This window comes from Kitasatospora sp. NPDC088548 (genome assembly GCF_044753005.1).
In the GTDB taxonomy this organism is placed as follows: Bacteria; Actinomycetota; Actinomycetes; order Streptomycetales; family Streptomycetaceae; genus Kitasatospora.
In genome coordinates this window covers 225255-244885 of the sequence record NZ_JBIVMI010000007.1, presented here as the reverse complement: position 1 = coordinate 244885, position 19631 = coordinate 225255, and the positions used below count along the sequence as shown (strand labels likewise).

The following is a 19631-nucleotide window of genomic DNA, read 5'->3' as shown; positions in this document are numbered from 1 at the left end:
TCCAACCCCGGAACAATCCGAGGCCGGGGATGTCAACATATCTGGCGTTGACTTTTGGCACGCTGTTGAGTTCTCAAGGAACGGACACTTCCTTCGGGCCGCCTTCCAGCGGGCCCTCCGGGCGCTTCGTTCTTTCGTGTTCCCAGCTTATCAGATCCGCGCTGCCGGTTTGACCGGCGTTTGTTTCCCTGAATTCCCGCTGGGGGGATTTCCTTCACTTCGCTCCGAAGCTTATCAAAGCTTTCGGTGTGCTCAGTTCCGGAATTTACCTCGTCGGAGGGAGCGCATTCGTAAAACACGCTGGCCTCGTTCGGCGGTGTCGTAGACACTAGCGCCCGAGCCCGACCGTTGTCCAGTCGGTCTCAACCGTTCAAACCTACTAGCCCACCGCCACCACGTCAATGGTTTTGCTGGGATGTGAGAACAGTACCAGGTCAGAGGCCTGTGGATCACATCGGCTCAGGCCGCGACCGGCTGCAGGTCCGCCCGGTCGGCCGCGTCCAGATCGCCGGTTTCGCCGGCCGCGGCGGCCTTCCGGCCCAGGACGAGGGCGTACAACAGGAACGCCACCTCCGCGGCGGCTCCGATCGCGATACGCGCCCAGGTGGGAAGGCCGGACGGGGTCACAAAGGCTTCCAGGACACCGGAGACGGCCAGAACGGTCGTCAGGCCGATGGCCATCCCGATGATGGACCGGCCCTGTTCGGCCAGCGCCGTCCCGCGGGTGCGCGGGCCCGGGTCGATGATCGTCCAGCCGAGGCGCAGGCCCAGGCCGCCGGCCACGAAGACGGCGGTCAGCTCCAGCAGGCCGTGTGGAATCAGCAGGCCGAGGAAGACGTCGAGCCGGCCCGCCGAGGCCATCAGGCCGATGCCGAGGCCGAGATTGAGGACGTTGGTCCACAGCACGAAGAGCACGGGGATGCCGAGCGCGATGCCGTAGAGCAGGCACTGCACCGCGATCCAGGCGTTGTTCGTCCAGACCTGCGCCGCGAAGGAACCGGCCGGGCGGTCCGAGTAGTACGCCTCGTACTCGCCGCCGGGCCTGGTCATCTCCCGCAGTGTCTCCGGCGTGGCCAGGCTGTTGCGGACCTCCGGGTGCGCGGCCACCCACCAGGCGACCACGGCGGTGGCGAGCAGAGAGAGCACGGCGACCGGCAGCCACCAGCGGCGCGAGCGGTAGAGCGCGGCCGGGAAGCTCACCGTGTAGTACCGCGCGACGTCCCGCCAGCCGCTGCTGCGGCTGCCCGTGACCGCGTCGCGGGCCCGGGAGACCAGGCTGGTGAGCCGGCCTTCGAGGGTGGGGTCGGGCGCGGCGGCCTGGACCTTGGCCAGGTGGCCGGTGGCGCGTTGGTAGAGGGTGACGAGCTCGTCGGCCTCCTCACCACTGAGCCGGCGGTTCCTGGCGAGGGCGTCCAGCCGGGCCCACTCCCCCTGGTGGGTGGCGACGAAGACGTCCAGGTCCATTCGGCGGCTCCAGGGTCGGCGCGGGGCGCGCGGGGCAGTCGGGTGCGGGTGCGGCCCAGCATGCCAGCCGACGGGGCCGCCCCGGCCGCCGGGACCTCACTTCCCGCACGGGTGCGCGGCCCCGTATGTTGACGACTGCAGATCGGGGTCGTGGGGGACGATCCGACGGACGTCCCCTCCCCCACGGACCACCAATGGGAACGGACGGGTGTCTTGAGCGACCTGGTGACGGGTGAGGCGGTCGTCCTCGGCCTGCGCACGGCGAAGCTTCCCAGCAGGGCGCTGGCCATCGCACTGGACCTGATCGTGCAGTCGGCCGCACTGGTGCTGTCGTCCCTGATCCTGGGCATCGTCCTCACCGGGCTCGACAGCGCGGCCTTCGCCGCCCTCACGCTCGGGCTGCTGGTGTTCTTCATGGTCGCCCTGCCCGTCATGGTCGAGACCCTCACCCGCGGACGTTCGCTCGGCAAGGCCGCCCTGGGCCTGCGGGTGGTACGCAGCGACGGCGGGCCGGTGCGGTTCCGGCACTCGCTGGTGCGCGGCCTGGTCGGCTTCTTCGAGATCGTCGCGCTGAGCGGGGTGCCGGCCGCGATCTGCTCGGCGGTGTCCTCGGACGGCAAGCGACTGGGCGACATCTTCGCGGGGACGCTGGTGGTCCGCGAGCGGGTGCCGGGCGGCGGCGCCGCGACCGCCCTGCCGGTGGTGCACCCGCAGCTGTTGCAGGCGATGGGCGCCGAGCTGGTCGCGATGGATCTCTCCGCCGTGCCGGAGCCGCTCTGGCTGGCGGTCCGCCAGCTGCTCGGGCGGATCGGCGAGCTGGACCCGGCGGTGGCGCACCAGATGTCCGCCCGGCTCGCCGACGACCTCTCCGCCCGCACCGGGCACCCGGTCCCGTACGGGCTGCACCCGGCGGCCTACCTCGGTGCGGTGCTGACCGAGCGGCAGCGCCGGGAGTGGACCAGGGCGCAGGGCCACGCGTCGTACCGGCAGCCGGCCCCGGCCGCCCCCGCGACACCCACCGCCGCTGCGGCTCCCACGGCGCCCAGCGCGACCGGGGCCCCTGCGGCCCCCGCCCCCGCCACCCCGGCGCCCGCCCCCGCCCCGCCGCAGTCCCCCGGCACGGGCTTCGCCCCGCCGGCCTGACGCCCTGGGCTCAACCGCTCGGCCCACCGCCGCTCAGCCCCCGAACCCGGCCGGCCAGGCGTTCGGCGGCGACGCCAGCTCCTCCAGCTCGACCCCGGCGGCCGCCAGCACCACGTCCCCCGCGAGGTGGACCACCTGCTGCTCGCCCGTCTCCAGGTCGGCCACCTGGTACCGCTCGACCAGCAGCGGCCCCGAGTCGGTCCGGTGCGTCTCCACCCCCTCCAGCAGCCACCCCTGGTCGAAGGTGCGCGGCGCCAGCACCGGTTCGGAGAACGCGACCAGCCGCACCCGCGCACTGGCCCCCTCCCCCAGCCGTAGCAGCCGGGCGGTCGCGACCAGGAAGGCCGGCGAGCGCCCGGTGAAGCCGTGCGCTCGGTCGTGGCCCTCCGTCGCGTGCTCCCCGGCCGGGTCCGCCGCGTCGGTGCGCACCCACGCCACCCCGTCGACGGCCCCGCCGCGCACCTGCCAGCCGCCCGCCCGCAGCTCCATCCGCAGCGGACGGCTGCGCGAGTCCAGCGTCAGGTCGACGGTGCCGACGACCTGGCCGTCCGGCCCGTACGTCTTGGAGACGTACCGCCAGCCGGCCGGCCCGGGCGCGCAGCTGAAGCGCTCCTCCCCGAGCAGCACGTGGTCATGGGTGTCGTGGAGCGAGTACCGGCCGTTGGGCATGGTCCGAAGCCTACGTGGACGGTCCGGCCCGGTCGGCATGCAACGTTTACGGCGGGTGCCCGCATTAGGGGGGTGGGCGGCGCGGATCCGCGCCTCCGATCCGGAGGAGGGGGGCGGGGATGGCGGGGCAGGCACGCGAAACGGAGTTCACCGAGTACGTGGCGACCAGGAGCGGCTGGCTGCGCAAGGTCGCCTATCTGCTGTGCGGGGACTGGCACCGCGCGGACGACCTGGTCCAGGAGAGCGTGACCAGGCTCTACATCAACTGGCCACGGGCCGGACGGATGGAGAACCTCGACGGCTACGCCCGCAGGGTGCTGGTCAACATCTTCCTGGCCGAGCAGCGCTCGTCCTGGTGGCGGCGGACCACCCGCAGCGGCACCGACCGGGAGCTGGACGCGGCCGCCGTCGGCCCCGACCTCGACGCCTCTCTCGACCTGCGGCAGGCCCTCGCCACGCTGCCCCCGCGCCAGCGGGCCACCGTGGTGCTCCGCTACTACTGCGATCTGACGGTCGACCAGGCGGCCGAGGCGATGGGCTGCTCGTCGGGCAACGTCAAGAGCCAGACCTCGCGCGGCCTCGCGACGCTCCGGCACACCCTCGCCGCCCTCCCCGTCGCCACCGAGAGGACGCCATGACGACCGACGAGCCTCGCGACCTGACCGAGCAGCTGATCGCCCTGGCCGACCAGCCCGCACCGCCCACCGCCCTCGACACCGCCTGGGCGATCGTCCAGGGCCGGGCCCGGCTGCGCCGCCGGCGGCGGGCCGCCGTCGGGGCTGCGGCCGCCGCCACGGTGGTGGCCCTGGCCGCCTCACTGCTCCTCCAGGCGCCCGGTGGCGCCCCGGCGCCCGCCGTGCCGGTCGTCTCCCCGTCACCGCCCATGACGTACCTCGGTGCCGACCCGCTCACCACGGAGGTCCGGTTCGGCTGGCTGCCGGACTGGGTCGGCGGCCGGACCGGCATCAGCTACAACCCGCCGGACGCCGAGATCATCGGCCCGTCCGACGCCGACGGCCACATCGCGGCCCGGGGCAAGGGGTCCGACGCCCCCCAGATCCTGCTCTCGCTCTACCCGGCCGGGTCCGAGCCCGTGGAGAGGGATCCGGGCGGATGGCCACTGGCCGAGGAGGAGGCCCCGCCGGTCAACGGGAAGAAGGCCTACTGGGCGCTCCCCCGCAGTGACCGGGAACCCAACGCCGTGATGCTGCGCTGGCTGACGCCCTCGGGTCGCTGGGCGGAGATCACGGCCCACGGCGGCCGGCCGGAGGACGTCTCCCGGGACGTCCTGCACCGGGTCGCGGCCGACGTCCGGTACGGGCACTGGGACGTCCCCCTGCCGCTGCGGATCACCGACCTGCCCGGCGTGGTCAAGGTGGCCGAGGCGCGCCTCCTGCGGTCGGATCCGGGCACGGACGACTGGTCGTTCGATCTGGTGCTCCGGGTCGACGGCCGGACCCTCGCGGTCACCCTGAGGCCGGACGTGCCCGGGCCGAGCCCCACTCCCACCACCCCCGGCAGCTACGGCCGCTACGTGCCGCTCTGTTCGGTCGACCGCGGCGTGCGGGTCTGCGCCCAGATGACGGAGGACCCGCCGCCGTCGCTGGAGCGGCTCGGCGGCGTACCGGCGGTGCTCGACCGCATCCAGGCGCTCGGGCTCGACGACAGCGCCTGGGTCACCGACGTCCTGCGCTGACACCCGCTGAACGCGGCCGCGGCCGGCACCCCTTGAGCAGGGGCACCGGCCGCGGCCGTCGGGTCAACGGATCAGTAGCGGTACTGGTCCGCCTTGTACGGGCCCTCGACCGGGACGCCGATGTAGTCGGCCTGGTCCTGGCTCAGGGTGGTCAGCTTCACGCCCAGCGCGTCCAGGTGCAGCCGCGCGACCTTCTCGTCCAGGTGCTTCGGCAGCACGTAGACGCCGATCGGGTACTGCTCGGTCTTCGTGAACAGCTCGATCTGGGCGATCGTCTGGTTCGCGAAGGAGTTGGACATCACGAACGACGGGTGGCCGGTCGCGTTGCCCAGGTTCAGCAGACGCCCCTCGGACAGCACGATGATCGTCCGGCCGTCCTCCTTGCGCCACTCGTGGACCTGCGGCTTCACCTCGGTCTTCACCACACCCGGCAGCTTCGCCAGACCGGCCATGTCGATCTCGTTGTCGAAGTGGCCGATGTTGCCCACGATCGCCTGGTGCTTCATCCGGGCCATGTGCGAGGCCATGATGATGTCCTTGTTGCCGGTCGTGGTGATGAAGATGTCGGCCGTCTCCACCACGTCTTCCAGCGTCGCGACCTGGTAGCCGTCCATCGCGGCCTGCAGCGCGCAGATCGGGTCGATCTCGGTGACGATCACCCGGGCGCCCTGGCCGCGCAGCGACTCCGCGCAGCCCTTGCCCACGTCGCCGTAGCCGGCGACGACCGCGACCTTGCCGCCGATCAGCACGTCGGTGGCGCGGTTGATGCCGTCGATCAGCGAGTGCCGGCAGCCGTACTTGTTGTCGAACTTCGACTTCGTCACCGAGTCGTTGACGTTGATCGCCGGGAACAGCAGGTTGCCGTCACGGTGCATCTCGTACAGGCGGTGGACACCCGTGGTGGTCTCCTCGGTCACGCCCTTGATCGTGGCGGCGACCTCGGTCCACTTGTTCGGCGTCTCGACCAGGGTGCGGTTGAGCAGCTCCAGGATGATCCGGAACTCGTCGTTGTCCGCGGTCGACGGGTCCGGCGCGGCCCCGGCCTTCTCGAACTCCACACCCTTGTGGATCAGCAGCGTCGCGTCGCCGCCGTCGTCCAGGATCATGTTCGGGGTCTTGCCGTTCGGCCAGGTCAGCGCCTGCTCGGTGCACCACCAGTACTCGTCCAGGGTCTCGCCCTTCCAGGCGAACACCGGCACGCCCTGCGGGTTCTCCGGGGTGCCCTCCGGACCGACCGCGATCGCCGCGGCCGCGTGGTCCTGGGTCGAGAAGATGTTGCACGAGCACCAGCGGACCTCGGCGCCCAGCGCCGTCAGGGTCTCGATCAGCACCGCCGTCTGCACGGTCATGTGCAGCGAACCGGTGATCCGGGCGCCGGCCAGCGGCTGCGAAGCGGCGTACTCCGCGCGAATCGCCATCAGGCCGGGCATCTCGTGCTCGGCCAGCTGGATCTCCTTGCGCCCGAACGGCGCCAGGGAAAGGTCGGCGACCTTGAAGTCACCGGTGATGTCGGTCGACATGCGTCTGCTCCTCGCTGATGGGGTGGGGCATGGCCACGGTCCTGGCGTGCGTTGCGGCACGGCGGGGCTGCACGGGTGCGCGGCAACGCCGGGGTGCCCGGTCCGTGGAGGACCGGCTCCCTGCTGCGCAGCACAAACCGTCGGAGGACCTCTCTCCCTCGACCGGCGGGCACCCGCACGAGTGCGGACCGCCGATCGACCGCCATCAGCAGCGACGTTCTGGCTCTGGTGACGAATCTACACCGGCGGTCCGGACGGGCGGCTCGGGATGACCGTTTTTCGGCCGGGGGAGGCCCCGCTCTCCAGCGGAACGAGAGCCCGGCCCAAGGACTTTGGGCGAAATATCGTCAGTGCGCCGTGAGCCCCGGGCCGCCGGGGGTGGCCGCCGGGTCGTCACCCTGGGCGGCCTTCTCGGCGCTGTAGACGTCCGGTTCCAGGTAGATCGCCCGGGCGATCGGGACGGCCTGGCGGACCCGTGCCTCGGCGGCGTCGATGGCCTCGGCCACCTGGGCGGCGGTGTCCTCCGCGTTCACCCCGATCTTGGCGGCGACCAGCAGTTCCTCCGGGCCCAGGTGCAGGGTCCGCATGTGGATGACCCGGGTGACGGAGTCGTGGTCCACCAGCGCCTCGCGGATCCTGCGGACCGAGTCCTTGTCGGCGGACTCGCCGAGCAGCAGCGACTTGGTCTCCAGGGCCAGCACCACGGCGATCACCACCAGCAGGATGCCGATGCAGAGGGTGCCGGCGCCGTCCCAGACGCCGTCCCCGGTGATCACGGTGAGCGAGACGCCCAGCAGCGCGAGCACCAGACCGATCAGCGCGCCGGCGTCCTCCAGCAGCACCACGGGCAGCTCGGGGGCCTTGGCGGTACGGATGAACTGCACCCAGCCCTGCCCGCCCTTGGCCTTCGCCGACTCGCGCATCGCGGTCAGGAAGGACCAGCCCTCCATCCCGATGGCGAAGAGCAGCACGCCGACCGCCCAGTACCAGGAGTCCAGCTCCTCCGGGTGGCTGATCTTGTGCCAGCCCTCGTAGATCGCGAACAGACCGCCGACGCTGAACAGCACGATGGCGACCAGGAAGCCGTAGATGTAGCGCTCGCGGCCGTAGCCGAAGGGGTGCTCCTCGTCCGCCTCCCGGCGGGCCCGCTTGCCGCCGATCAGCAGCAGCACCTGGTTCCCGGAGTCGGCGACCGAGTGCACGCCCTCGGCCAGCATCGAGGAGGAGCCGGTGAAGCCGAAGGCGGTGAACTTGGCCACCGCGATCGCAAGGTTCGCGGACAGGGCCGCGACCAGTGCCTTGGTACCGCCTTCGGTGCTCATGCTGAGGAGGGTCCCTCCGTCGGGGGGCCGTCCACACAGCCCGCGCTCCGCTCCGCCGGATCCGTCCCGGTCGGAGTCGTCGAGCGCATACGGTACCGGGCCACCGGGAACGGCCTCAGGACTGCACCGCCGCGAGCCCCAGGTAGACGGCGGCGAAGTCGGTGAGGGCCACGAGGTCGGCCAGCGCGTGCAGCGGATCGGGCCGGGTGCTGGCGTACTCGGTGAGCCGGACGTCGTGGGCGGCGGCCAGCCGGTGCGCCCGGGAGGCACCGAACCCGCGCGGGCCCTCGTCGTCCTCCGGCACCTCGACCGGGCCGCCGCCGTCCTGCTCGCCGGGATCACCGGGACCGCCCGGACCACCGGACCCGCCCACGCCCCCGGGGACGTGGCGCAGCAGCAGGACCTGGAGGTGCAGCGGGTCCGGCTCGTCCACCCGGTCGCGGAAGAAGTCGTCGGGGTCGGCGCCCGCGCCGAGCTGGCCGGTGAACATGCCGCGGTGCGCGGTGAGCACCTGCGGCAGCGGCCCGGCCAGCGCCGGGCGCCCGGCCCGGTCGGCGAGCTGGGCGGCGAACCGGCCGGCGGCGGCCCCGGCCACCGGCCCCTCGGCCCAGAGCAGCGGGACGGTCCCGGCCAGCCGGGCGGCCAGGCTCTTGGCGGGGTTGGTGTACGCGGCGGCGTCCGGGCGGCAGCGGACGGCGGTCGCGTCGAGCAGGTCGGCGGTGGCCGGCAGCGCGTCGTACGGCAGCTGGGTGACCCCGAGCTTCTGGGCGAGCGCGAGCAGCGGGGTGAGGTGGGCCCAGAGCGCGGCCGGGTCCTCGGCCGGCAGGTCCGGCTCGGCGGACGGTCCCGGCGGCGTCTCGGCCTCGGGGAGGTTGGACGGCACGTACGGCAGCGGCAGCGCGCGCACCTGGAGGGCGGCCTCGGCCAGCGGGCTGCCGGCGGGGGCGGTCACGACGAGGGCGCAGCCCCGCGCGTACGCCTGCTCGGCGAGGCCGATCAGGCCCCGTTCGCCGCCGTCGGCGGAGCTGATGACCAGCAGGTCCAGCGGCCCGACCCAGCCGGGGAGCTGCCAGGCCAGCCCGGCGGTGAAGACCGGCGGCGCGGTGGCGCGGTCCACCCGTGGCACGGCCGCGACGTCGGTCGGCGGCAGCGGGGCGACCAGGCTGGCGGTGCCCGCCAGGACGGCGAGGATCTCGCCCGCCGTCAGGGCGCTGCCGTGGCCGGCCACCAGGACGGCGCGCGGACGGCCGTCCGGGCGGAGCCGGTCGACGCCGGCCGCCTCGGCGAGCCGCAGCGCGGTGCGGACCCGGGCGCCGGAGCCGGCCAGGGCGAGCAGGGCCCGGTCGTGGTCGGCGCGCTGGAGGGCGGCCGGGTCGTCGAGCAGGGTGTCGTCGAGCATGCGGCGGGCCTCCGGCTGCTGGCTGGGCGCTGCGGGCTGAGCGGTGGTGCGGCCGACGGGTGCGGGCGTCCGCTCCCGGACCGTCCGCCCCGAGGTGTCCGCCCCAAGGATCAGGCCGGGCGGCGGGCCTCGTCCACCAGCAGCACCGGAATGCCGTCCCGGACCGGGTACGCCAGGCCGCAGGTCTCGCCGGTACAGACCAGTTCGGGCTGCTCCTCGGTGCCGCCCTCGGTGAGCGCGGCCCGGCACTGCGGGCAGACCAGGATCTCCAGCAGGAAGGATTCGAGCTTCATGAGGTGTCGGGCTCCAGATCTCGGGGGTGGCACGGCGGTGCCCCGGCCAGGAGGAAACCCTACCGGCCGGGGCACGCGGGTTGTGCGTCAGGCGCGGACGATGGCGAGCACGCCGTCCCGCAGCTCGGCCATCCTGGCCGGATCCCTGGCCTCGACGTTGAGGCGAAGCAGCGGCTCGGTGTTGGAGGCGCGCAGGTTGAACCACCAGTCGGGGCCGGCGACGGTGAGGCCGTCCAGCTCGTCCATGGTGGTGCCCTCCAGGCCGGCGTACGCGGCGCGGACGGCGGCCGAGCGGTCGGCCTGGTCGGCGACGGTGCTGTTGATCTCGCCGGAGGCGGCGTAGCGGTCGTACTCGGCGGTCAGCGCGGAGAGCGTGCCGTCCTGCCCGCCGAGGGCGGCCAGCACGTGCAGGGCGGCGAGCATGCCGGTGTCGGCGCGCCAGAAGTCGCGGAAGTAGTAGTGCGCGGAGTGCTCGCCGCCGAAGACGGCGTCGGTGACGGCCATCTCCTGCTTGATGAAGGAGTGGCCGACCCGGGTGCGGACCGGCTTGCCGCCGAGCTCGCGGACCACCTCGGGGACGGTCCAGGAGGTGATCAGGTTGTGGATGACGGTCGGCTCGTCCTCGCCGGCGGCCTTCGCCCGGGCGATCTCACGGACGGCGACCAGGGCGGTGATGGCGGACGGGGAGACCGGCTCGCCGCGCTCGTCGACGACGAAGCAGCGGTCGGCGTCGCCGTCGAAGGCGAGGCCGAGGTCGGCGCCGGTCTCGCGGACCTTGGCCTGGAGGTCGACCAGGTTCTTCGGGTCGAGCGGGTTGGCCTCGTGGTTGGGGAAGGTGCCGTCCAGCTCGAAGTACATCGGGACGAGCTCGATCGGCAGGCCGTCGAAGACGGTGGGGACGGTGTGGCCGCCCATGCCGTTGCCGGCGTCCACGGCGACCTTGAGCGGGCGGATCGTGCTGAGGTCGACCAGGCCGAGCAGGTGGTCGGCGTAGCCGCGCAGGGTGTCCTGCGCGGACAGGGCGCCGGGCTTGACGTCCACGGCCGGGACGGTGACGGTGTCGTCCTCGCCGGTCCAGGACTCGACCAGCTCGCGGATCTCGGCCAGGCCGGTGTCCTGGCCGACCGGGGCGGCGCCGGCGCGGCAGAGCTTGATGCCGTTGTACTGGGCCGGGTTGTGGCTGGCGGTGAACATCGCGCCGGGCAGGTCGAGCTTGCCGCTGGCGTAGTACAGCTGGTCGGTCGAGCAGAGGCCGATCTCGACGACGTCGGCGCCGTAGGAGGCGGCGCCCTCGCCGAAGGCCCGGCTCAGGGACGGCGAGGAGGGCCGCATGTCGTGGCCGACCACGATCGCGGTCGCTCCGGTGACCCGCACGAACGCGGCGCCGAAGGCGCGCGCGAGGGTCTCGTCCCACTGGTCCGGGACAACGCCTCGTACGTCGTACGCCTTCACGAGCTGCTTGAGGTCGCGCACTGCGGCTCCACCCTGGTCTCTGTCTGATCGGTGTGCGTGTGATCGGCGGGCTGGTCGCCCCCGGTCACGATAGGTCGGGGTACCGCGCCGTTCGGTCGGCGGTAGACGGGCAGCGTACCGGGGCCGGACCAACGGTCCGTGCGCGGTGTGGTCCGGGCCGGGCGTCAGTTGTCGGGCGAGCGCAGCACGCGGAGGTGGCCGCGGCGGCTGCCTTCGATGGATTCGCCTGCGGGCCCGCGGCCCTGACGGGGGGTCTGCGGGCGGGCGGCCTCGCGGACGGCGTTGGCGAGCGCTTCCAGGTCGTCGCTGCTGCGGCGCAGCGGCCCGGCCTCGGCGGCGAGCCGGACGACCTCCCAGCCGCGCGGGGCGGTGAGCCGCTCGGCGTGCTCGGCGCACAGGTCGTAGCAGTGCGGCTCGGCATAGGTGGCGAGCGGGCCGAGCACCGCGGTGGAGTCCGCGTAGACGTACGTCAGCGTCGCGACGGCCGGCCGGCCGCACGCGGTCCGCGAACAACGACGTACAGAGCTCACGAGGGTGGACGGTACCGCACTCCCCGCCGGGGAGCGAAGACCGCCTGCCCGGAGGGTGTGCCGTGTCGCGCTCCGCGCGCCCGTCCGTGCACCCGTCGCCCGGCGCTATTCGCTGTCGGAGTGGTCCACTTCCGACCGTCCAAGGACTACCCTCGGCAGTGATATGGACAGCTCTGCACCGCAGTCATCGACGGGGCCCTCGCGCCGCCCCCGGCACCGCGACCGGCACGGCAGGGGCCTGCGCGGCCCGCTGGCGCCGCCGCAGGTGCCGATCTCGCTCACCCGCTCCGAGTTGTTCGACGACTACGTGCGCGAGTCGGTGGAGCGTCTCGAACGGCGTTGGCCGCAGTTGATCGAGGTCGAGTTCGCCGTCCAGGAGGTGCCGCTGCACGAGGCGGACGGCGCGGACCCGGACGGCGGGGTGCCGCTGGGCCGGGTGTCGCCGGGCCGGCAGGGGCGCAAGAGCCAGATCGTGGTGTACCGGCGGCCGGTGGAGATCCGGGCGAAGTCGCGGGAGGACCGCGCGGCGCTGGTGCACGAGATCCTGATCGAGCAGGTGGCGGAGCTGCTGGGGCTGTCGCCGGACGCTATCGACCCCCGCTACGACGAGGACTGACAGCGCGAAGGGGCGGTACCCGGGTTCGTCCGGGTACCGCCCCTCGGTGTCGCGGGGTGTCGCGGCGTCAGCGCAGCACGACGTCCGGGTCCTGGGCGGCCTGCGGGACCTTGACGCTGCTGCGGTCGTCGCGCAGGGCCTGGACGGTGAACATCGGCACGTCCTTGGTGGGGATCGCGAGCATCCGGGCGGCCACCACCGGGCCGCCGGAGACGGTCTCCACGGTGAGCGCGAAGCTGCCGTTCAGCCCGCCGGGCTCGGGGGCCGGGAGGGCGACCGTGCCGCCGGGCGGGACCTCGACGTCCTTGGTGGCCGGGGTGCCGCCGCCGGTGCCCGCCGAGGCGGTGACCCGGACGGTGGCGGCGTCACCGGTGGAGGTGAGGAAGAGCGTGGACGCGCCCCCGCCGCGGTTGTCGGCCACGGTGGCGCGGGCGCCGACCGGCACGGTGCCGGTCAGCCAGGCGGCGTCCGACTTGCCGTTCTGGCCGGTGCGGTCGATCCGCAGGCCGGCCACGACCGGGGTGGGGTGCTTGTCGTCGCTGGGCGAGAGCCGCAGACCGGCCACCTCGTCGCGGGTGATCTTGCCGAGGTCGACGGCGGCCACCATGCCGGCCTTGACGTGGATGGACTCGTTGCTGGCCGGGGTGAACCAGCCGTTCTTGCCGGAGAGCTCGATCTTCAGGTCGGCGTCGTCCTCCGGCGGCGCCCAGACGATCAGGCGGGCGGCGGCGGTGTCGGCGGGCAGGCCGGGGAGCACCTGGGTGGGCGCCGGGTCGGCGGAGGCGGGGATCCAGTCGGCGCCCTTGCCGCCGTCGGCGGCGTGCAGGGCGGCGCCGATCCGGCCGCTGCGGGCGACCACGTGCACGGCGAGGTCGGTGACCGCGCCCTTGCTGATGGTCGGCAGCAGCACGGACTGCGAACTGCCGGGAGCGACGGTGATGCCGTTGGCGGCGTCGTTGTCGATCAGGCCCTTGTCGCCGTACAGCTTGATGTCCACGACGGCGGCGGTCGACTCGGTGTTGACCAGGCTGACGTAGTCGGTGCGGTCGCCGGCGGTGCTGGCCCCGGCGAACCAGAAGCCGGTGCCGGCCGGGGTGCAGGTGATGCCGGACAGGCCCAGGCCGCGCTGCTCGGTGACGGTGGTGGTCTGGGTGACGGTGAAGCCGGGCGCGAAGGCGCCGGTGGCGACGGCCCCGGCACCGGGGGCGGTGTCGCCGTTGGCGGCGGGGGCGGCCACGGGGGTGCCGGGCTTGGCCAGGTTCAGCCGGGCGTCGGCGGGAGCGCCGCCCTTGTCCGGGCCGCCGGACGCGGCGGGCGCCGGGGTGGCGGCCGTGGTCGGGGCGGCGGACGGCGCGGCGGTCGGAGCGGTCGCGGGGGCCGCCGCGTCGGCCGCCCAGCCGGCTCCGCCGGTGGCGGCGCCGGTGCCGGGCGGGGTGTACGCGGTGAGGGTGGTCGAGCCGGTCAGGCCCTGGAGCGGCTGCGGGCAGACCACGGCCGTCCGCTCGACCTGCGCGGTACTGGCGGTGCCGCCCTGGTCGGCCTTGGCCGGCGCGGCCGGCGGGCGCAGCTCGGCGACCCCGAAGACCACCGCGAGCACGGCGGCGGCGGCCAGGAACGACTGGGTGGTCTTCGTTCCCCCCGAGGCCCGGGAGGGCCCGGAGGACCCCGACGACCCCGGGGCCCCTGCGGCCGTCCGGGCGGAGCCCGAAGATCCGGCGGACCCGGCGGCCGCGGACTGCTCCGGGGAGAGGTCCGGGGCCCGGCCGTCGCCGGCCTCGGCCTTGGGCTTCTTCTTGAAGGCGGGCTTCTTCATCGCGGGTCAGCTCCCCGATCCGTGGTGGTGCGGGTACCGGCCCGGCCCGTTGGGGTTGTTCGGATCATTCGGGTCGTTCGGGTCGTAGTAGGGCTCGGCCTGCGGCTGCCCCGGTACCCACGGCTGCTGCTCGGCCTGCTGGTAGGGGTCGTAGGCGTACTGCTGGTCCTGCTGCTGGTAGGCGTCGTAGCCCGGCTGGCCGCCCTGCGGGTAGGCCTGCGGCTGGTAGCCGTCCTGGCCGTACCCCTGGCCCTGGCCCTGGCCGCCGTACGGGGCGGCCGCGGGCTGCTGGGCGGTGTAGGGGTCGTAGCTGTACGGGTCGGCCTGCTGGTACGTCTGGTACGGGTCGGCGTACGGCTCGGCGTCCTGGACGGCGGCGGCCGCCTCGACCGCCTCGACCGGCGCCTCGCCGGTGGCCTGGTGCGGGATCGCACCCGGCCGGCCCTCGTACACCCCGCCGTCGTCGGGGCCGCCGTCGCCGCCCTCGCCGCGTTCGGCCATCCGGCGGGCCCGGCGGCTGCCGGGGGCGGGCGCCTGCGCCTGGGCCGCGGCGGCCAGCGCGGCGGCGGCCACCACCTCCTCGGGCAGGTCGTCGTCCTTGTGGCTGCGGCGGCCGGGCAGGGCCAGCACCAGGACGGTCAGGCCGAGCAGCAGCTGGGCCCAGATCCAGCCGGTGTGCAGCAGGCTGCCCTCACGGGTGACGACCAGCTTGCCGCCGGCGGCCGGGAGCTTGAAGCCCTGCGCCCAGCCGTCGACGGTGGTGGACTCCAGCGCGGTGCCGTCCAGGGTGGCCTTCCACCCGGGGGCGGCCGCCTCGGCGAGGCGCAGCACCCGGCCCTCGGGGCCGGCCGGGACGGTGGTGTCGAGGTCGCGCTCGCCGGAGGGGACCACGACCGGGCCGGTGCCCGGGGCGGTGATCACGGCGCGGGTCGCGGGGGTGCCGCTGACCTGCCAGAGCGCGGCGGCGCCGTCCTGGTTGACCTTGACCAGGCCGGGGGTGGTGTCCAGGACGTCCTTGAAGGTGGCGATCACCGGCTGGTCCACCAGCACGTAGGCGATGCCGTAGCCGGCCAGCGCACCGGCCTGGTCGGCGCCGGAGCCGGCCAGCAGGCTGCCGACCATCTTGTCGAGGCCGCTCCCGGTGCCGGTGGCCGGGTCCACGGTGGACTCGGCCTGGCCCAGGGTCAGGCCTGCGCCGCGCACCAGGGCGTAGCGGACGGAGCCGCCCTTCGGGTCGCCGGTGACGAGCAGGGTGCGGGAGCGGTCGGTGGTGCCGGCCTCCTCCGCGATGAAGGCGGGCACCTGGGCGGACTGGGCGCGGTGCAGCGGTCCGGCGGCGCCGGTGACGGCCCACCAGATGCCGGTGCCCAGCGGGGCGAGCACGGCGGCGGCCACCACCAGCGCGGCGACCGGCTGGCGCCAGCCGAAGGCGATGCCGGCCACCCGGGCGTTGGCGCCGTCGGCGCCGATGGCCGCGGCGGCCAGCAGGGCGATGCCGGCGAGCAGGGTGGCCGGGCCTGCCCAGGCGGGCACGGCCGGGCCGCCGGAGGCGGGGGTGACGGAGGTACCGGCCACCACGACCGCGAAGACCATCCCGGCGCCGGCGGCGCCCCAGGCGGCGAGGACGGCGCGGCGGCGGTCGGCGCGCAGCAGGGCGGCCAGCGCGGCGAGCACCACGCCCGCCGACAGCCAGACCGGCGGCACCCCGGCGCCGCCGGGGTTGACCAGCACCAGGCCGAGCGCGTCGGCGCCGCTGCCGTGCAGTCCGGGCAGGCCGGCCTCCAGCAGCAGCCGCTGGGGGTGCGAGAGCACCTGCAGCGACCAGGGCGCGAGCACCAGGACCGGCACCCCGAGGATCAGCAGGACGCGCAGACCGAGCAGGCGCAGCGCGTCGAGGCCGGAGCCGAACGCCCCGCCGCGGACCACCGCGATGGCCAGCATGGCCAGGCAGAGCGGCACGGCCAGCGCCCAGACCAGCGGGACGAACGCGGTGGCCAGGGTGAGCAGCAGGACGGTCATCCAGGCGGGGCGCCAGCCGGGCCGGGCGCCCTTGGCGGCGGTCTCGGCGCGGATGCCGAGACCGGCGGCGATCGCGGCGGCGCGGGCCAGCGGCGGCAGCAGGACGGCGAGGACGGCGGTGCCGATCCGGCCCTGGGCGAGCGCGCCGGTGGCGGCGGGCAGCAGGGCGTAGGTGGCACTGGCCCAGGCCCGGACCAGCTTGGAGTCGAGCAGCGGCCGGGAGACCAGGTAGGCGCTGACGGCGGCGAGCGGCACCGAGAGGACGACCAGCAGGGTGACCGCGAGGTCGGCGTGGTCGAACAGGATCCAGGAGAGCACCGCCAGCACCCCGAGGTACGGGGGTGCGGCGGCGGTGGATCCGGTGCCGACGGGGTGCCAGGCGCCGGCGTACATGTCCCAGAGACCGGAGGCGCCGTCGGTGGCGGGCAGCAGGGCACCGCCGAACAGGGCACCGCCGCCGAGCAGGCCGCGGCAGGCGATCAGGGCGAACACCAGCAGGGCGGCGAACAGGACCGGCGCCGGGCGCCGGGCCAGCTTCTTGATCAGCGTGAACTGCTCGACGACCAGGTCCTCGGACTCCTCGTCGCCCGGTCCGGCCTCGACCGAGCCGTGCCGGCCGGCCCCGGCGTCGTCGCCGCCGCCGATGCCGAGCGCGCCGACCACGCCCTCGACGGCGAGCCGGGCGGTGGCCCCGGGCGCCGGGAAGAGCGTCCGGTCGTCCAGGGCGTCGGCGGCCCGGGTGCGGGCGCGCCGTTTGCGGGCGGCCAGCAGCCGGGGCAGCCGGATCAGCTCGTGGCCGAGACCGGCGAGTTCGTCGAAGGCCTGCTTCGGGTCCTTGCCGAGCAGGTTGGCGACGACCCGCAGCAGGGTGCCGAGCACCAGCCGCAGCAGGACGTAGGGAAAGAGCAGGCCCCTGGTGTTGGAGAGCAGGGTGAAGACGGCGCCGGCCTTGTCCAGCCGGTGCGGGTGGGAGGGGCCGCAGTCGATGGCGCGGCGCTCGCGGCTGGCGGCCTCGGCGTGCCGCAGCACGGCGTCGGGGGCGACCACCACGCGGTGGCCGGCGGCGTTGACCCGCCAGCAGAAGTCGGTGTCGTCGCGCATCAGCGGCAGGGCCCGGTCGAAGCCGCCGAGCTCCTCGAAGACGTCGCGCCTGACCAGCATGCCCGCGGTGGAGACGGCGAGCACCGGGCGGACCTGGTCGTGCTGGCCCTGGTCCTGCTCGCGGCGGTCGAGCCCGGTCCAGCGGCGACCGGAGCGGGCGATGGTGACGCCGACCTCCAGCAGCTGGCGGCGGTCGTACCAGCTGCGCAGCTTGGGGCCGACGACGGCGGCGCTGGGGGTGGAGTCGGCCACCTGGAGCAGTCGGCGCAGCGCGTCGGTCTGCGGTTCGCAGTCGTCGTGCAGCAGCCAGAGCCACTCGACCGGCTGGGTCTCGCGGGGGCCGCCGCGGCCGAGGTCGTCCTCGTGGCCGAGCGGGTCGCCGAAGTCGTCCCAGCCGCCGGTGACGGGGTCGTAGCCGGAGGGGTCGAGCCGGTACGGGAGGTCGTCCGGGCGCAGCGGCGCGGCGCCCGCGACGGCCTCGCCGACGGCGGTGCCGAAGCCGGCCCGGCGGCCGAGGATCAGTGGGCCGCTCTCGGGGAGCCAGTCGCCGAGGGTGTCGGCGAGCAACTGCGGAGAGTTGTCGGTGGAGCCGGTGTCGACGGCGAGCACGCGCTGGACCTGGCGGTCCTGGCCGAGCAGGCCGGCGAGGGCCTGCGGCAGCCAGCGGGCGCCGTCGTGCGAGACGATCACGGCGGTGACCAGGTGACGCGGATAGGCGGGCGGCCTGGCAGCGGTGAAGCCGCTCTGGTGGCTGTAGACGGTCATCGCGTGCGCGGGCCCCAGTTCTCGGTGGACACAGCCGGTGAACGGCAACCGGATGGCGCACCACACTAACGGCTCTCGATGGCCTCGTTGTTCGCGGTGTCCGTACAGAGGCGGTACGCCCGGTCCGGCGGGGATGTCCGGAACGCGAAAGCGCCCCACCAGCACGGTGAGGCGCTCGTCCTGCTGTGCGGTTGTCGAAGAGTCAGAGAGGGTCAGGGGCCGACCCGGTCAGACCGCGCTCTTCTTGAGCCGACGGCGCTCGCGCTCGGAGAGGCCGCCCCAGATGCCGAACCGCTCGTCGTTGGCGAGGGCGTACTCCAGGCACTCGGAGCGGACCTCACAGGCGAGGCAGACCTTCTTGGCCTCGCGGGTGGAGCCGCCCTTCTCGGGGAAGAAGGACTCCGGGTCGGTCTGGGCGCACAACGCGCGCTCCTGCCAACCGAGTTCCTCTTCGTCCTCCTCGATGCCGTCACCGATCAACAGCTCAAAGAGCTCGCTCATGTGGCGCGCCTCCTCTGCCCCTATTGGCGTCCCCGTGGTTGCCGTTGCCTCGTGCGGCGGACGACACGAGTGAAATTACAGTTGCGTCACTCTGGCTCAGTCAAGCCGAGCTCTGGTATTGGGGCCAGGATTCACTCCCCGGCACCAAGCCATTACGAATAGTGTACATATCTGGACACATCGGACTTACCGCCCGAACGCCTCGGATACCGAGGAACCATCCGCAACCATCCGCCGAGTGACACACGGTCATCGCCACAGGTCGGTCATCGGGCTGCCTTCCCGGCGATCTTCCCATCGAAACATAGAGGGTGATTTATCACCCCATCCGGTGGTTCGTAACTGATCTCGCCCGAATGTCCTAGCTCCCGAGTTGACACCGCCCCTACGGATGCGGTCTCCTTTGTCCCATGTCAGAGTTCGCCAGCCCCCGGAGCGGTTCCGCGCTCCGCCCTGCCGTGAACTCCTGTTGTCGCCTCTGTTCCTGCTGTATCTAGGCGCCCGCAGTCCCACCGCGCGCCGCCCAGGAAGCACAGAGGCCGCCCGCGATTCCCACCCCAGGACATCCCGGATCCGGCTGATCCCCTGACGAACCAGCCGTATACGAGGACGACTCCCGTGCGTATGACCCGCATCCGCAAGCGGAACCGCGACCGCAACAAGCTCGCCCGCCGAGGCCTCGCGCCGACCACCCCGGCCCCCGCGCCCGGCGCCCGCCCCGCCCGCCGCTGGGCCGACGGCCTCAGCGACGTCTCCATCGCCGGCGACCCGCTCGCCTTCCCGCACCTGGCCCGCACCGATCTGCCCGGCCACCCCACCACCGTCGCCGGCTACGCCCAGCTGGCCCGCGAGATCGCCGCCGACCGCGCCCGCTGGGAGCCGCTGGTCCGCTACGACGCGCTCACCCGCTGGTACGCCCGGCTGGAGACCGGCCCCGGCTACGAGGTCTGGCTGCTCAGCTGGCTGCCCGGCCAGAGCAGCGGCTTCCACGACCACGGCGAGTCCTCCGGCGTGATGACCGTCGTCCAGGGCGAGCTGGTCGAGCGCTCGCTGACGCACGCCGGCGAGGGCGCGCGGACCCTGCGCCCCGGCGGGCAGCGGGTGTTCTCCTCCGGCTACCTGCACGAGGTGGTCAACGGCTCGCTGGAGCCCGCGGTCTCCATCCACGTCTACACGCCGGGCCTCACCGCGATGAACCAGTACGCGGCCACCGCCGTCCCCGAGCAGCAGGCCGAGCCGCGCACCCAGGCGGGCGCCGACGCCCACTGACGCCACGCCGTCGACCCGGCCGACGGACCGGGCTGACG

Annotated in this window: 16 protein-coding genes; 5 read left to right on the top strand and 11 right to left on the bottom strand. The window is 73.9% G+C overall.

The window, feature by feature from the left end; genetic code table 11:
* Positions 1 to 459: 459 nt before the first annotated feature.
* Positions 460 to 1464, bottom strand: coding sequence for a stage II sporulation protein M (locus tag ACIP82_RS12645; RefSeq protein ID WP_363613092.1), 1005 nt, complete (start codon positions 1462 to 1464; stop codon positions 460 to 462).
* 213 nt (positions 1465 to 1677) lie between these two features.
* Here ACIP82_RS12645 and ACIP82_RS12640 point away from each other — a divergent pair, with 213 nt between their 5' ends.
* A complete protein-coding gene (locus ACIP82_RS12640) occupies positions 1678 to 2607 on the top strand; it encodes an RDD family protein (protein ID WP_400653309.1) in 930 nt (309 codons plus the stop codon).
* A gap of 33 nt (positions 2608 to 2640) precedes the next feature.
* On the opposite strand, the gene ACIP82_RS12635 is transcribed toward ACIP82_RS12640, so the two are convergent.
* Positions 2641 to 3276 (bottom strand): hypothetical protein, encoded by a 636-nt coding sequence (locus ACIP82_RS12635; RefSeq protein WP_400653307.1) that lies wholly within the window; start codon positions 3274 to 3276, stop codon positions 2641 to 2643.
* A gap of 119 nt (positions 3277 to 3395) precedes the next feature.
* Between ACIP82_RS12635 and ACIP82_RS12630 the strand changes: the two genes are divergently transcribed.
* Both ACIP82_RS12630 and ACIP82_RS12625 read left to right on the top strand, forming a co-directional pair.
* A complete protein-coding gene (locus tag ACIP82_RS12630) occupies positions 3396 to 3914 on the top strand; it encodes a SigE family RNA polymerase sigma factor (protein ID WP_400653305.1) in 519 nt (172 codons plus the stop codon).
* Positions 3911 to 4972, top strand: coding sequence for a hypothetical protein (locus ACIP82_RS12625; protein ID WP_400653303.1), 1062 nt, complete (start codon positions 3911 to 3913; stop codon positions 4970 to 4972). The genes ACIP82_RS12630 and ACIP82_RS12625 overlap by 4 nt, the downstream gene beginning before the upstream one ends.
* A 71-nt stretch (positions 4973 to 5043) precedes the next feature.
* Here ACIP82_RS12625 and ahcY read toward each other — a convergent pair whose 3' ends face one another.
* The 6 genes from ahcY to ACIP82_RS12595 all read right to left on the bottom strand — a co-directional run bounded on the left by ahcY (position 5044) and on the right by ACIP82_RS12595 (position 11509).
* On the bottom strand, positions 5044 to 6492 hold the full coding sequence (gene ahcY / locus ACIP82_RS12620) for an adenosylhomocysteinase (RefSeq protein ID WP_363613101.1): 1449 nt from the start codon (positions 6490 to 6492) through the stop codon (positions 5044 to 5046).
* Positions 6493 to 6839: 347 nt separating this feature from the next.
* A complete protein-coding gene (locus ACIP82_RS12615; RefSeq protein WP_363613103.1) occupies positions 6840 to 7814 on the bottom strand; it encodes a cation diffusion facilitator family transporter in 975 nt (324 codons plus the stop codon).
* A gap of 115 nt (positions 7815 to 7929) precedes the next feature.
* Positions 7930 to 9213, bottom strand: coding sequence for an SIS domain-containing protein (locus ACIP82_RS12610; RefSeq protein WP_363613105.1), 1284 nt, complete (start codon positions 9211 to 9213; stop codon positions 7930 to 7932).
* Positions 9214 to 9323: 110 nt separating this feature from the next.
* The gene (locus ACIP82_RS12605) at positions 9324 to 9506 is read right to left on the bottom strand and encodes a Trm112 family protein (RefSeq protein WP_363613107.1); all 183 of its coding nucleotides are present in this window, start codon (positions 9504 to 9506) and stop codon (positions 9324 to 9326) included.
* 87 nt (positions 9507 to 9593) lie between these two features.
* Positions 9594 to 10979, bottom strand: a complete 1386-nt coding sequence (locus ACIP82_RS12600) for a phosphomannomutase/phosphoglucomutase (RefSeq protein WP_400653300.1) — start codon at positions 10977 to 10979, stop codon at positions 9594 to 9596.
* 164 nt (positions 10980 to 11143) lie between these two features.
* Positions 11144 to 11509 carry a DUF3499 domain-containing protein gene (locus ACIP82_RS12595; protein ID WP_363613111.1) on the bottom strand — a complete coding sequence of 122 codons (366 nt, stop codon included), beginning with the start codon at positions 11507 to 11509 and terminating at the stop codon, positions 11144 to 11146.
* A gap of 163 nt (positions 11510 to 11672) precedes the next feature.
* Between ACIP82_RS12595 and ACIP82_RS12590 the strand changes: the two genes are divergently transcribed.
* Positions 11673 to 12125 (top strand): metallopeptidase family protein, encoded by a 453-nt coding sequence (locus ACIP82_RS12590; protein ID WP_363613113.1) that lies wholly within the window; start codon positions 11673 to 11675, stop codon positions 12123 to 12125.
* Between the two features lie 67 nt (positions 12126 to 12192).
* On the opposite strand, the gene ACIP82_RS12585 is transcribed toward ACIP82_RS12590, so the two are convergent.
* From ACIP82_RS12585 to ACIP82_RS12575, 3 genes are all read right to left on the bottom strand, one after another.
* The gene (locus ACIP82_RS12585) at positions 12193 to 13938 is read right to left on the bottom strand and encodes a DUF5719 family protein (RefSeq protein WP_400653297.1); all 1746 of its coding nucleotides are present in this window, start codon (positions 13936 to 13938) and stop codon (positions 12193 to 12195) included.
* Between the two features lie 6 nt (positions 13939 to 13944).
* A complete protein-coding gene (locus ACIP82_RS12580) occupies positions 13945 to 17823 on the bottom strand; it encodes a glycosyltransferase (protein ID WP_400653296.1) in 3879 nt (1292 codons plus the stop codon).
* Positions 17824 to 18051: 228 nt separating this feature from the next.
* Positions 18052 to 18324 carry a WhiB family transcriptional regulator gene (locus tag ACIP82_RS12575; protein WP_238862849.1) on the bottom strand — a complete coding sequence of 91 codons (273 nt, stop codon included), beginning with the start codon at positions 18322 to 18324 and terminating at the stop codon, positions 18052 to 18054.
* A 618-nt stretch (positions 18325 to 18942) separates the two neighbouring features.
* On the opposite strand from ACIP82_RS12575, the gene ACIP82_RS12570 reads away from it, so the two are divergent.
* Positions 18943 to 19593, top strand: coding sequence for a cysteine dioxygenase family protein (locus ACIP82_RS12570; protein ID WP_363613121.1), 651 nt, complete (start codon positions 18943 to 18945; stop codon positions 19591 to 19593).
* The last annotated feature ends 38 nt before the right edge of the window (positions 19594 to 19631 follow it).